This is a genomic window from Micromonospora sp. NPDC006766, assembly GCF_040636055.1.
Taxonomy (GTDB): Bacteria; Actinomycetota; Actinomycetes; order Mycobacteriales; family Micromonosporaceae; genus Micromonospora.
The window spans coordinates 1-13003 of the sequence record NZ_JBEYIX010000037.1 but is presented as its reverse complement, the minus strand read 5'-3'; the positions used below and the strand labels follow the sequence as shown (position 1 = coordinate 13003).

The 13003-nt window shown below is 73.5% G+C and carries 11 protein-coding genes; 8 read left to right on the top strand and 3 right to left on the bottom strand.

The window, feature by feature from the left end:
• Window positions 1–131: 131 nt before the first annotated feature.
• Entirely contained in the window at window positions 132–986 is an 855-nt protein-coding gene (fdhD, locus tag ABZ671_RS23970; RefSeq protein ID WP_357861981.1) for a formate dehydrogenase accessory sulfurtransferase FdhD, read from the top strand.
• On the opposite strand, the gene ABZ671_RS23965 is transcribed toward fdhD, so the two are convergent.
• On the bottom strand, window positions 976–2043 hold the full coding sequence (locus ABZ671_RS23965; protein ID WP_357861979.1) for a DUF4192 domain-containing protein: 1068 nt from the start codon (window positions 2041–2043) through the stop codon (window positions 976–978). The genes fdhD and ABZ671_RS23965 overlap by 11 nt on opposite strands.
• A 162-nt stretch (window positions 2044–2205) precedes the next feature.
• Between ABZ671_RS23965 and ABZ671_RS23960 the strand changes: the two genes are divergently transcribed.
• From ABZ671_RS23960 to ABZ671_RS23940, 5 genes are all read left to right on the top strand, one after another.
• Window positions 2206–3120 carry a fructosamine kinase family protein gene (locus tag ABZ671_RS23960; RefSeq protein WP_357861977.1) on the top strand — a complete coding sequence of 305 codons (915 nt, stop codon included), beginning with the start codon at window positions 2206–2208 and terminating at the stop codon, window positions 3118–3120.
• Complete coding sequence (gene moaA / locus ABZ671_RS23955) at window positions 3117–4133, top strand: GTP 3',8-cyclase MoaA (protein WP_357861975.1); 1017 nt, start codon at window positions 3117–3119, stop codon at window positions 4131–4133. The genes ABZ671_RS23960 and moaA overlap by 4 nt, the downstream gene beginning before the upstream one ends.
• 3 nt (window positions 4134–4136) lie before the next feature.
• Window positions 4137–4382, top strand: coding sequence for a MoaD/ThiS family protein (locus ABZ671_RS23950; RefSeq protein WP_357861973.1), 246 nt, complete (start codon window positions 4137–4139; stop codon window positions 4380–4382).
• 12 nt (window positions 4383–4394) lie between these two features.
• A complete protein-coding gene (locus ABZ671_RS23945) occupies window positions 4395–5672 on the top strand; it encodes a metallophosphoesterase (protein WP_357861971.1) in 1278 nt (425 codons plus the stop codon).
• 94 nt (window positions 5673–5766) lie between these two features.
• Entirely contained in the window at window positions 5767–8955 is a 3189-nt protein-coding gene (locus ABZ671_RS23940) for a UvrD-helicase domain-containing protein (protein WP_357861969.1), read from the top strand.
• Window positions 8956–9085: 130 nt separating this feature from the next.
• Here ABZ671_RS23940 and ABZ671_RS23935 read toward each other — a convergent pair whose 3' ends face one another.
• On the bottom strand, window positions 9086–9742 hold the full coding sequence (locus ABZ671_RS23935; protein WP_357861967.1) for an A24 family peptidase: 657 nt from the start codon (window positions 9740–9742) through the stop codon (window positions 9086–9088).
• Between the two features lie 11 nt (window positions 9743–9753).
• Window positions 9754–10812, bottom strand: coding sequence for an EamA family transporter (locus tag ABZ671_RS23930; RefSeq protein WP_357861965.1), 1059 nt, complete (start codon window positions 10810–10812; stop codon window positions 9754–9756).
• 86 nt (window positions 10813–10898) lie between these two features.
• Here ABZ671_RS23930 and ABZ671_RS23925 point away from each other — a divergent pair, with 86 nt between their 5' ends.
• Window positions 10899–11513, top strand: coding sequence for a hypothetical protein (locus ABZ671_RS23925; RefSeq protein ID WP_357861963.1), 615 nt, complete (start codon window positions 10899–10901; stop codon window positions 11511–11513).
• A 135-nt stretch (window positions 11514–11648) separates the two neighbouring features.
• The gene (locus ABZ671_RS23920; protein WP_357861961.1) at window positions 11649–12884 is read left to right on the top strand and encodes an ATP-binding protein; all 1236 of its coding nucleotides are present in this window, start codon (window positions 11649–11651) and stop codon (window positions 12882–12884) included.
• Window positions 12885–13003 lie beyond the last annotated feature (119 nt).

Genomic DNA, 13003 nt, shown 5'->3' with positions numbered 1-13003 from the left:
CACCGTAGCGTTCCCGGCGCCTGCCTGAGATCGTGCTCGATCCAGGAAGTGGTGGCCTCGTAGTCGCCGTGACACCACAAATTCCAGGATCGAGCACGATGTTGGCGTTGAGCGCGGGGCAGGATGGCGGGATGGGACGGGCGACTGATCGGCGTGGGGTGCTCCGGATCGACCTTGACGCGGCGGCCGACGGGCGGGCGCGGGTACGGCGGCCGGACACCCTGGCGGTGGAGGAGCCGCTGGAGATCCGGGTCGGGCCGGCGGGCCCTGGCCGGCGCGGGCCGCTTGCGGTGACCATGCGTACCCCCGGTGACGACCTCGATCTGGCGATCGGGTTCCTGCTCACCGAGGGGCTGATCCGCTCGGCTGACGACGTGCACACCGCGCAGCTCTGTGCCGGGGCGGAGACGCCGAACACCTACAACGTGGTCGACGTGGTGCTGGCCCCGGGCGTGCCGGAGCCCGTCACCGACCCGGCCCGCAACTTCTACACGACCAGCTCGTGCGGGGTGTGCGGCAAGGCCAGCATCGACGCCGTACGCACCCGGTCGCGGTTCGCCGTGCGGGACGACGCGCTCGCGGTGACCGCGGAGCTGCTGGCCGCCCTGCCGGACCGGCTGCGCGCGGCGCAGCGTGCCTTCGACCGGACCGGCGGCCTGCACGCCGCCGGCCTGTTCAGCGCCGACGGCGAGCTGGTCGTGCTGCGCGAGGACGTCGGCCGGCACAACGCGGTGGACAAGGTGGTCGGCTGGGCGGTCCGGGAACGCCGGCTGCCGCTGGTCGGGCACGTGCTGCTGGTCTCCGGCCGGGCCAGCTTCGAGCTGACCCAGAAGGCGTGGATGGCCGGCGTGCCGCTGCTGGCGGCGGTCTCGGCACCCAGCACCCTCGCGGCCGAGCTGGCCGAGGAGGCGGGGATGACCCTGGTCGGTTTCCTGCGCGGCCGGACGATGAACGTCTACGCGGGCGCGCAGCGGATCACGAACTAGGTCGACGGGCTCGGCGGGGCCGGCGGGGCCGGCGGGGCCGGCGGCGGATCACCTCGGGGGGATCTGCTGCGGGCCAGCCGTCCAGCTCGGACGGGGGCAGCCCGCGGCGGAGCATGTCGTCCAGGAGCAGCGCGAGCGAATAGTCGGGGTGCGCGGCGAGCACCCGTTCCAGGGCCACCGCGGCCAGGGCACCCTGCCCTGCCCGCCAGGCGGCGAAGGCGAGGAGACTGCCCGGAGCGGCGATCAGCTCCGGCTCGGCCCGGCGCAGCACCTCCGTCCAGAGGCTGATGTCGGTGTCCCGCCCGTCGGTCCGCTCCCAGGCGTGGTCGCGCACCGGAAGGTGGGTGAGGAGCACGGTCAGCCAGGCCACCTCGTCGTCTCCCAGTCGCTCGCCGCGCCGGTGGCGGCGTAACGCGCCGCGCACCGCCGCCACCCCGGCCGAGCGGACGGACCGGCCGCCGACCATTGCGGTCTCGGCCGCCTCCTCGGTCAGCTCGGTGAGGCGGCGCCGGGCCCGAACGGTGGCCTGGTGCATGGCGACCCGGACCGGCCCGTCGAACGGGGACACCTGCGCGGTCAGCGCGGCCCGGTCGGGCAGGGCCACCTGGCCGGCGAAGACGGCCGCCGCGCTGACCTCGCTGGACACCGGGTCGTACGGGGTGCCGTCGAGCGGACAGCACTCCGGCTCGGTGCAGAGGTAGGACCACCAGCGCCCATCAGTCACCCGCAGCGCGTCGAGCACGACGAGCCCGGAGGCGTCCAGCGCCCCGCCGACCGCGTCGACCGCTCCGGTCACCCGGGCGGCCGGGCCGTAGCCGATCACGGTGGCGGACTCGGCATCCTGGCGGGCGACGACCTGCGCGAGATGCCGGGCGGCGGGCCGTGGGTCGGCGCCCGGCTCGGGCAGGTCGCCCCGGGCGGCGAAGACGACCCGGCGGCCGCGCAACGCCACCACGACCACGCTGTCGGCGGGGTGGAAGCCGAGCAGGTACGGCACGGCGGCGATGAGGTCGGCGGGTGAGCGGACGGCGAGCCGGGGCTGGTCGATCGAAGTCATGCCGGCAGCGTGCGCCGACGGCCCTCGGCTCGACAGACCCTGTGGACGACACGCGGTTCATCCACAGATACGGAGAGTATTGATGCTGGTCAGCGTCGTACGGTCCGGTGCCGGAACGACGCACGAACCACGGATGTCGGTCGGACCGGCTACCTTGCGCTCATGGACCTGGCATACCTGCGAGCGCACCCGGAGCACCTGCCGGCCTTCCTGACCCATCAGCGGATCCGGGAGACGCCGGTCTCCGGTGGGGACAGCTGCGCCGCGTCCCGGCTCACCCTCGACGACGGGCACTCGATCTTCGCCAAGACCTGGCCCGAGCACGCGGGGCACCCGGCACCCGAGAGCTTCTTCGCCGCCGAGGCGGCCGGGCTGCGCTGGCTGCGCGAGGCGGGCACGGTCGCCGTACCGGAGGTGATCGTGGCGCTGCCGGAGCTGCTGGCGCTCGACTGGGTCGACCCCGACGAGCCGACGCCGGCGGCAGCCGAGCGGTTCGGGCGCGAGCTGGCCGGTCTACATCGGGCCGGGGCATCCGCGTTCGGCGCCGAGTGGGCCGGATTCATCGGCGCGCTGCCGCAGGACAACACGCCGGACCGGGGCCCGTGGCCGGATTGGTTCGCCCGCCGGCGGCTGCTGCCGTACCTGCGAATGTCGGTCGACAACGGCGCGCTCGCGAGTGCGGAGGCCGACCTGGTTGGCAAGCTGATCGACCGGATCGGCGAGGTCGGCGGCGACGAGCCGCCGGCCCGGCTCCACGGCGACCTCTGGCCGGGCAACCTGCTCTGGGGGGTCGACGACCGGGTGTGGCTGGTCGATCCGGCCGCGCACGGCGGGCACCGCGAGACGGACCTGGCCCAGCTCGCGCTCTTCGGCGGCGCACCGCACCTCGACCGGATTCTCGCCGCCTATCAGGAGGTGTGGCCGCTGACGGACGGCTGGCGGGAGCGGGTGCCGCTGCACCAGCTCCAGCTGCTGCTGGTGCACACCGCGCTCTTCGGCGGGGCGTACGCGGAGGCGGTGGCCGCCGCGGCCCGCGCCGCGCTGCGGGGCGCCGGACACGTTACGGTCGACAGGTGACCGCCGCCCCGACGACGACCGACGGGGTCCTCGTCGACCGCTACGGCCGCGTCGCCCGGGACCTGCGGGTTTCGTTGACCGACAAGTGCAACCTGCGCTGCACCTACTGCATGCCGGCCGAGGGGCTGCCCTGGCTGGCCGGGCCGCAGCTGCTCACGGACGACGAGATCGTCCGGCTGATCCAGGTCGCGGTGCGCCGGCTCGGCGTCACCGAGGTCCGCTTCACCGGCGGGGAGCCGCTGATCCGCCCGGGCCTGGTCGGCATCGTGTCGGCGGTGGCCGGGCTGGCGCCCCGGCCCCGGATCTCGATGACCACCAACGGCCTCGGGCTGGCCCGCCTCGCGCCCGCCCTGCGGGCCGCCGGCCTCGACCGGGTGAACGTGTCGCTGGACACCCTGGACCGGGCCCGGTTCACCGAGCTGACCCGGCGGGACAGGCTGGCTGACGTGCTCGCCGGGCTGGCCGGTGCGGCGGCGGCCGGGCTCGCCCCGGTCAAGGTCAACGCGGTGCTGATGCGCGGGGTCAACGACGACGAGGCACCCGCGCTGCTCCGGTTCGCCCTGGCTCACGGCTACGAGCTGCGCTTCATCGAGCAGATGCCGCTGGACGCCCAGCACGGCTGGGACCGCGCCGCGATGGTCACCGCCGAGCAGATCCTCGCCGCCCTACGCGCCGATTTCGACCTGCGCGAGGACCCGGGCGAGCGGGGTGCGGCGCCGGCCGAGACCTGGCTGGTGGACGGCGGCCCGGCCCGGGTCGGGGTGATCGGCAGCGTGACCCGCCCGTTCTGCGGCGACTGCGACCGGACCCGGCTCACCGCCGACGGCCAGGTCCGCGCGTGCCTCTTCGCCACCGAGGAGTCCGACCTGCGCAGCGCGCTGCGCGCCGGGGCGGACGACGCCGAGCTGGCCCGGCGTTGGCGTGGGGCGATGTGGGGCAAGCGGGCCGGGCACGGCATCGACGACCCGGCTTTCCTGCAACCCGCCCGCCCGATGTCGGCGATCGGAGGCTGATCGATGCAACTCACCGTCCGCTACTTCGCCGGTGCGCGTGCCGCCGCCGGCCGCACCGAGGAGACCGCGTCCGCCGGCCGGTCGCTCGACGCGCTTGTCGACGAGTTGGCCGCACGGCACGGCGACCGGCTGGCCACCGTGCTGAAGGCGGCAAGTTTCCTGATCGACGGCGTGGCCTGCCACGATCGTCAGGCCCCGCTGCCGGCCGGGGTGACCGTCGACGTGCTGCCGCCGTTCGCGGGCGGATAAGGGAGGCCCCCCGTGTTCGTGGCATTCATCGGCTTCGTCCTGCTCGCCCTCGTCCTGATCCACCTCTACCTGTGGAAACGCCTGGTTCTTGACACCACGGTCCCGGGGCGCCGGCGGAGGATCGGCGGCATCGCCGTGCTGCTGCTGGCGCTGCTGGTGCCGGCCACGATGGGCACGAGCCGCGCCGGCATCCACTTCCTGGCCTGGCCCGGCTTCATCTGGGTGGCCCTGATGTTCTACCTGCTGGTGCTGCTGCTGGTGTTGGAGGTGCCGAGGGCGGTGGCGAAGCTGGTGCTTCGCCGGCAGGCCCAGCGCGCCGAGCCCACCACCGCCGCGCCGGAGCCGGTCCTTGTCGCAGCGGGCGACTCCGCCAACGCCGCCGGACCGCCGGCCGAGCACCCCGCCGCCACGCGGCCGGCCGAGGATCCCGCCGCCACGCGGCCGGACCACGACCTGTCCCGGCGGCTGCTGCTCGCCCGGGGGGCAGCGATCTTCGCCGGGCTCACCGCTGCCGGGGTCACGGGGTACGGCGTCCGCACCGCGATGGGCCCGCCGCAGCTGGACCGGGTGCGAATCCCGCTGGCCAAGCTGCCCCGCAGCATGGACGGGCTACGGATCGCCACCGTCTCTGACATCCATCTCGGGCCGCTGCGCGGTCGCGCACACACCGAGCGGATCGTGGCGATGATCAATCGGCTCGACGCCGACCTGGTGGCGGTGGTCGGCGATCTGGTCGACGGCTCGGTGGCCGAGCTGGGCGAGGCGGCGGAGCCGCTGCGTGACCTGCGGTCCCGGTACGGCAGCTTCTTCGTCACCGGCAACCACGAGTACTACTCGGGGGTAGAGGAGTGGGTCCGCGAGGTGGACCGGCTCGGCCTGCGGGTGCTCCAGAACGAGCGCCAGGAGATCCACGCCCGGGGCGGCGTGCTGGACCTGGCCGGAGTAAACGACGTGAGCGCCGCCGGCACCGGCCTGGCCGCCCCCGCCGACTACGCCGCCGCCCTCGGCGACCGGGACCCGAGCCGCCCGGTGGTGCTGCTGGCCCACCAGCCGGTGGCCGCGCACGAGGCGGCGAAGTTCGGCGTGGACCTGCAGCTCTCCGGGCACACCCACGGCGGCCAGATGGCACCGTTCAACCTGCTGGTCGGGCTTCAGCAGCCGGTGGTCTCCGGCCTCGGCGAGGTGGACGGCACCAAGGTCTACGTGACCAACGGCGCCGGCTTCTGGGGTCCGCCGGTCCGGGTCGGCGCGCCACCGCAGGTGACTCTGGTCGAGCTGCGCGCCCCATAGCGCGGACGGGTCGCGTAGTCCAGCACCGAATTGCTCAGGTCACGAGTACGCGTGGCGGCGGGCGGCCGGGGGACCGAGCATGACAGGATGCGGCGTGCCTCCGTTCAGCGCAGCACCCCCCGGTGGCCTTTCGCCGTTCGTCGCGGATCTGCACATCCACTCGAAGTACTCGCGCGCGTGCAGCCGCGATCTGACCCTGCCGAACCTGGCTTGGTGGGCCCGACGCAAGGGCCTCGGCGTGCTCGGCACGGGCGACTTCACCCATCCCGCCTGGTACGACCACCTGCGCGAGACGCTGCACCCGGCCGAGCCCGGCCTGTTCCGGCTCAGCCCCGAGGCGGAGCGGGACGTCGCCCGCCAACTGCCGCCCCGGCTGGCCGACGCGGCAGAGGCGGACCCGGTCCGATTCATGCTCAGCGTGGAGATCTCCACGATCTACAAACGGGACGACCGGACCCGGAAGGTACACCACCTGATCTACCTGCCGGACCTGGACGCGGTGGCCCGGTTCAACGCCGCGCTGGGACGGATCGGCAACCTCGGTTCGGACGGCCGGCCGATCCTGGGGCTGGACTCGCGGGATCTGTTGGAGATCACCCTGGAGGCCAGCCCCGACGGCTACCTGGTGCCGGCGCACATCTGGACCCCCTGGTTCTCGGCGCTGGGTTCGAAGTCCGGCTTCGACGCGATCGCCGACTGCTACGCCGACCTCGCCGAACACGTCTTCGCGGTAGAGACCGGCCTCTCCTCCGACCCGGCGATGAACTGGCGGGTCGGCGGCCTGGACCGCTACCAGTTGGTGTCCAACTCCGACGCGCACTCGCTGCCGGCACTGGCCCGCGAGGCCACGGTGTTCAACTCGACGCGCGACTACTTCGCCATCCGTGCGGCGCTGCGGACCGGGGACGGGCTGGCCGGCACCATCGAGTTCTTCCCGGAAGAGGGCAAGTACCACGCCGACGGGCACCGGCTCTGCGGCGTCAACTGGTCGCCGGAGCGGACCCGGGCGGCCGGGGGACGGTGCCCGGAGTGCGGCAAGCCGCTGACGGTGGGCGTACTGAGCCGGGTCGAGGAGTTGGCCGACCGGCCCGAGGGGCACCGGCCGGCGCACGCCCGCGAGGTGACCCACCTGGTGCCGCTGGCCGAGATCCTCGGTGAGATCAACAAGGTGGGCGCGCGCTCGAAGAAGGTCGAGGGCAAGCTCAACGAGCTGATCGCGGCGCTCGGCCCGGAGCTGGAAATCCTCACCAGCACCCCGCTGGACGAGATCGGCCGGGTCGGCGGCGAGCTGCTCGCCGAGGGCATCGGCCGGCTGCGCCGGGGCGAGGTGCGCCGCGTCCCCGGCTACGACGGCGAGTACGGCGTGATCACCCTCTTCGACCCGGCCGAGTTGGGCGGCGGACCGTCCGGCGGGCAGGACACGCTCTTCGACGTACCGTTGCCCGCGCAGCGGAAGCCCGCAGCGCCAGCACGGAAGCCGAAGGCCGCCGGCCGGGCAGCGGCCAAGGCGGAACCGAAGCGGAAACCGGCCCCGCCGCCTCCGCCACCGATCGCGCCGGCACCCTCCCCGCACGAGCCGTTCGAGCCGATGCTCGCCGGGATGGAGGAGGTCGGCACCGGCCTGCTGGACCGGCTCGACGCGATGCAGCGGGTGGCCGCCTCCGCGCCGGGCGGCCCGCTGCTCATCGTGGCCGGTCCGGGCACCGGAAAGACCCGTACGCTGACCCACCGGATCGCGTACCTCTGCGCGGAGTTGAACGTCTTCCCCGACCAGTGTCTGGCGATCACCTTCACCCGGCGGGCGGCCGAGGAGCTGCGCCACCGCCTGGACGGGCTGCTCGGCCCGGTGGCCGAGGACGTCACGGTCGGCACGTTCCACTCGCTGGGGCTGACCATCCTGCGGGAAAACGCCGAGGCTGCCGGGCTGCCGGCGGACTTCCGGATCGCGGACGAGGTCGACCGGGCGGCCGCCCGCGCCGAGGCCGGTGACGACGCCGACCGTTACACCGCGCTGCTGCGCAAGCGGGACCTGGTCGACCTGGACGAGCTGCTCACCCTGCCGGTCGCCCTGCTGAATGGCGACCGGAAGCTGGTCCGCGAGTACCGCGAGCGCTGGAAGTGGATCTTCGTCGACGAGTACCAGGACGTCGACGCCGTCCAGTACGAGCTGCTGCGGCTGCTCAGCCCCGCCGACGGCAACCTCTGCGCGATCGGCGACCCCGACCAGGCGATCTACTCGTTCCGGGGCGCCGACGTCGGCTACTTCCTGCGCTTCTCCCAGGATTTCACCGACGCCCGGCTGGTCCGGCTGAACCGCAACTACCGCTCCTCTGCCCCGATCCTGGCCGCCGCAGTGCAGGCCATCGCGGCGTCGTCGCTGGTCCGCGGCCGGCGACTCGACCCGGCCCGGCTCGACCCGGAGGCCCCGCTGGTCGGCCGCTACGCCGCGGCTTCCGTCGCCGACGAGGCCGCCTTTGTGGTACGCACCATCGACGAACTGGTCGGCGGCCTGTCCCACCGCTCGCTCGACTCGGGCCGGATCGACGGCCGGGCCACCTCGCTGTCGTTCTCCGACATCGCGGTGCTCTACCGCACCGACTCTCAGGCCGCTCCGATCCTGGACGCCCTGGCCCGGGGCAACATCCCGGTGCAGAAGCGCTCGCACGACCGGCTGCGCGACCGGCCCGGGGTGCTGGCGATCGCCCGCGAGCTGCGGCACGCCGGGCTCGACGGCTCGTTGCCCGCCCGCGTCCGGCTGGCCGGGCAGATCCTGGCGGACCGCTTCGCCGTGCCGACGCTCGACGGCGCCAGCTCGTTACGCCCCGAGGACGTGCGTACCGCGGTGGACCTGCTCACCCCGCTGGCTCGGCGCTGCGGCGACGATCTCGGGCTCTTCCTCTCCCAGCTCGCCACCGGTGCGGAGGTGGATGCCATTGACCCGCGGGCCGAGGCGGTCACCCTGCTGACCCTGCACGCGGCCAAGGGGCTGGAGTTCCCGGTGGTCTTCCTGGTCGGCGCGGAGGACGGCCTGCTGCCGCTGCGCTGGCCGGGAGCGGAGCCGGACGACGACGCGGTCGCCGAGGAGCGGCGGCTCTTCTTCGTCGGCCTCACCCGGGCCCAGGACCGGCTGTACGTCAGCCACGCCGCCCGGCGCAGCCGGCACGGCGCGGAGCGCGATTGCCGCCCGTCCCCGTTCCTCGACGTCATCGACCCGGGCCTGTTCGAGCGCTTCGGCGAGACCGAACCCCGCCGCCCCAAGGACCGCCAACTCCGCCTGATCTGAAAGGAGGGGCCCCTTCTTAACGCCTCGTGCATAGCAGGGGCCCCTTGTTAACGCCCCGGCACCACGCCGGATGCGTCGTGGCGTGGGATGTGGTGCGGCGTGGAATGTGGTGCGATCTGATCCCGGGTGCTCAGGCGAGCAGCACCGCGAGCCAGGCGCCGACCAGCAGCGCCGGGCCGAACGGCAGGACAGTGTCCCGGCGTACCCGCCGGGCGGTCAGCAGACCGAGCACCACGACGCCGTTGAGCAGGTGGGGCAGGAGCAGCCCGAGCCACATCGCCGGCCAGCCCAACCAGCCGAGCGGCAGGCCGAGCGCGGCGGCGAGCTTGACGTCGCCGAAGCCGAGCCGCGAACCGGGCAGCAACGCCAACAGCACGTAGCCGGCGAGGTAGACGCCCGACCCGGCCAGCGCCATCAGCAGGCGACCCGGGGCACCGGCCGCCAGCGCCGCGCCGACCAGCCCGAGGCCGCCGCCCAGCGCGGCCGCGCCGACCAGCGGATCGGGCAGCCGAAGACAGGCCAGGTCCACCACCGCGAGCACCAACCCGACGGCTCCCATCAGCAGGTACGCCGGCAGCGCCGGATCGGTGCCCCGGGTGGCGGCAAGGCCACCGAACAGCACCGCGCCGATCGCCATCAGCGCCCAGCGCCGAATGCGCATCCGTCCGGGCGAGCCTGCCGCGGCGGAACCGCCGACGTGGCCCGTGAATCGGCGGGCGAGCGGAACGGCGGCCCAGCCGGCCAGCGCGCCGAGCAGCGCGGCCACGGTCACCAGTCCGGCGGACACGAGCCCGGATGTTACCGACGGGCCGCCTCCCGGGCCGCCCCGTCGACCCGGCCGGGTGCCGATCTGCCGGGCCGCTCGGTGCTCACCACCACCGCCACCCCGGCGACGATCACCGCGCCGCCGAGCAGCACCTGATGGGTGATCGGCTCCGCGGCGACCAGCGCGCCGAGCGCCACCGCAACCACCGGATTCACGTACGCGTAGGTGGCGACCAGGGAGATCGGGGCGTGGTGCAGCAGCCAGACGTACGCGGTGAAGGCGACCAGTGAGCCGGCCACCATCAGATAGGCCAGCGCTGCCCACGAACGGCCGGTCACCTCGGCGGGGGAGAAGTCGGCCAGTTCGCCCCGCGCGGCGCCGACCACGGTGAGCGCCAGCGCGCCGGCGGCCATCTCGTAGACGGTGGCCACGAACGGGTCGGCGGGCATCCGGATGCGCCCGGAGAGGAACGAGCCGACCGACCAGGCGGTGGCCCCGGCGACCACGGTGAGCGCACCGGCCACCGGCACGCTTCCCGGCCCGTCGGCGGGGAGTACGAGCAGCACGAGGCCGACGAAGCCGAGGGTCACCCCGGCGAAGGTCCACGGCCGCGGCCGGTCGCCGCCGAGCGTACGCAGCAGCACGACCAGCAGCGGGACGGTGGCCACCAGCAGCGCGGCGATGCCGGAGGGCAGTGCCACGCCGGCCGGGCCGGACTCGGCGAGCACCACGAGACCGTTGCCGCCGGCGAGCAGCAGCAAGCCGACCAGGGCGGCGGACCCGAGTTGCCGCCGGTCGACGCGGAGCGCGCCCGGCCCCCTGCGGAACCGCAGCACCAGGGCGAGGACTCCGGCGGCGGCGGCGAACCGCAACGCCGCGGAGGTGAGCGGCGGCAGCGACTCGACCGCGACCCGGATGCCCAGGTAGGTCGAGCCCCAAAGCACGTAGACGAGGAGCAGCGCGGTCCAGACCAGCGCGGGACGGGCGGTCGACGGCGCCAGGTCGCTGCGCGGCGTCAGACGCGCCGAGCTGGAGTCGTCGGTGGGGGCGTGGGCGACGGCTGGCATCGCACTCGGGGGGCGTGAACGCATCGGTCGACCACGTTACGGTGACCAGGGCGTCGGCGTCCCCCGTTGGTGGCCGGCCTCTCAGCAACGGCGTATCCAGGAGGATGTTCATGGCGAACTTCGGACCACCGGGCGGCGGCGCTCCGGAGCCCTGGGGCGGGCGACGACCGGCAGACCCTTACGCCCCCGACCCACGCCATAGCCCCGGGTACGCCGAACCGAATCCGCGCTACGCCGAACCGACCCGGCCGTACACCGAAACGAACCCGCCGAAGCGCGGCAAGGGTCCACTGGTCGCGGTGCTGGTGGTGCTGATGCTGCTCGGGCTCGGCGGCGCCGGGGCGTTCTGGTTCTTCGGTCGGGACGAGCCGGCCGCACCGGGCGGGACCGGTACGCCGGCCTCGTCGAACACCGATGCGAGCCCGCCGGCGAGCGAGCCGGCCGACGCGGCTGCCACGGAGCCGGCCTCGACGCCTTCGACTGATTCCCGTTTCGTAAAGGCGGGGCAGTGCCTACGCGACGAGGGGGCGGCCGACCAGCCGAAGCTGGTGATCAGCGAGTGTGGCGCCAAGACGTACCAGGTGCTGCGCCGGATCGACGGTGCGACCAGCGGCCGGAAGGATGCCGAGGCAAAGTGTGCCAAGGTCGACGGCTACACCGACTGGTACTTCTTCGACAGCGAGTTGGACTCGCTCGACTTCGTGCTCTGCCTCAAGAAGCGCTGACCCGATAACCGAAACTAGGGCTGTCTAGCGTCCAGGCTAGACAGCCCTAGTTTTGCCTCGACGGCCCCGACACGCCAGTAGCCGCATCTACGGATGTCTAGCCTCCCCGCTAGACGGCCCGATATTGTGCGATTCGTGGATCCGGTCCGCAACCCTTACGCCCCCGGCGCCGGCCAGCGTCCCCCCGAGCTCGCCGGGCGCGGGCGCGAGTTGGACGTGTTCGACGTGGTGCTGGAGCGGATCGCCCGGGGCCGCCCCGAACGCAGCCTGATGCTCACCGGGCTGCGCGGGGTCGGCAAGACCGTCCTGCTCAACACCCTCCGCTCGCAGGCGATCAACCACCTCTGGGGCACCGGCAAGATCGAGGCCCGGCCCGACCAGTCGCTGCGCCGGCCGATCGCCGCCGCGCTACACATGGCGGTACGCGAGTTGGCGCCCCGGCACCGCGCCCCGGACCGCATCGACGGCTTCCTGGGCGTACTCAAAGCGTTCGCCCAGCGCACCACGCCGAGCGGCCGCGGCGGGGCGGCGCCGAAGCTGCGCGACCGCTGGCAGCCCGGCATCGACGTGCCGGCCGTCAGCGGCCGCGCCGATTCCGGAGACATCGAGATCGATCTGGTCGAGCTGCTCACCGATGCCGCGGCGGTCGCCACCGACGTGGGCACCGGCATCGCCGTCTTCATCGACGAGATGCAGGACCTCGGGCCGGAGGACGTCTCCGCGCTCTGCGCCGCCTGCCATGAATTGTCCCAGCTCGGCGCGCCGCTGATCGTCGTCGGCGCCGGGCTGCCGCACCTGCCGGCCGTGCTCAGCGCCGCCAAGTCGTACTCCGAGCGGCTCTTCCGCTACCAGCGCATCGACCGGCTGGACCGGATCGCCGCCGACCAGGCGCTCTGCGCGCCGGCCGAGCGGGAGGATGTCGAGTACGAGCAGAAGGCCCTCGACCTGCTCTACGAGAAGTCCGGCGGCTACCCCTACTTCGTCCAGGCGTACGGCAAGGCCACCTGGGACCACGCGCCGCGCTCGCCGATCACTGCCGCCGACGTCCGGGTTGCCGCGCCCGAGGCGGAGGCCGAACTGGCCGTCGGATTCTTCGGCTCCCGGTTCGAACGGGCTACCCCGGCCGAGCGCGAGTACATGCGGGCCATGGCGTCCCTCTCCCTGGTCGAGGGGGAGGAGAACGGTCGGGACGACATGGACGCGGCGGTGCCCACCGCGGAGATCGCCCGCGCGCTGGGCCGGAAGCCGGCCAGCCTCTCGCCGGCTCGAGACGCGCTGATCAAGAAGGGGCTGATCTACTCAGGCGAGCGGGGCACGGTCGCCTTCACCGTCCCGCACTTCGGCCGGTACCTGCGCACCCAGCCGACCTGATAGCCGCCGGCTCCAGCGGTTAATAAGGGGCCCCTCCTAATGAGTGTTGCGGGTCGGCCTCAGGCAGACTCGTCCGGTGGTAGCCGCCGGTGGGTGAGCACTCGTCCCTCCTGGATCTT

What these genes read in the sequence shown, in the direction of transcription:
- fdhD (WP_357861981.1), top strand. Translation starts at nt 132, where the DNA reads ATGGGACGGGCGACTGATCGGCGTGGGGTGCTCCGGATCGACCTTGAC.
- ABZ671_RS23965 (WP_357861979.1), bottom strand. Translation starts at nt 2,043, where the DNA reads ATGACTTCGATCGACCAGCCCCGGCTCGCCGTCCGCTCACCCGCCGAC.
- ABZ671_RS23960 (WP_357861977.1), top strand. Translation starts at nt 2,206, where the DNA reads ATGGACCTGGCATACCTGCGAGCGCACCCGGAGCACCTGCCGGCCTTC.
- ABZ671_RS23950 (WP_357861973.1), top strand. Translation starts at nt 4,137, where the DNA reads ATGCAACTCACCGTCCGCTACTTCGCCGGTGCGCGTGCCGCCGCCGGC.
- ABZ671_RS23930 (WP_357861965.1), bottom strand. Translation starts at nt 10,812, where the DNA reads ATGCGTTCACGCCCCCCGAGTGCGATGCCAGCCGTCGCCCACGCCCCC.
- ABZ671_RS23925 (WP_357861963.1), top strand. Translation starts at nt 10,899, where the DNA reads ATGGCGAACTTCGGACCACCGGGCGGCGGCGCTCCGGAGCCCTGGGGC.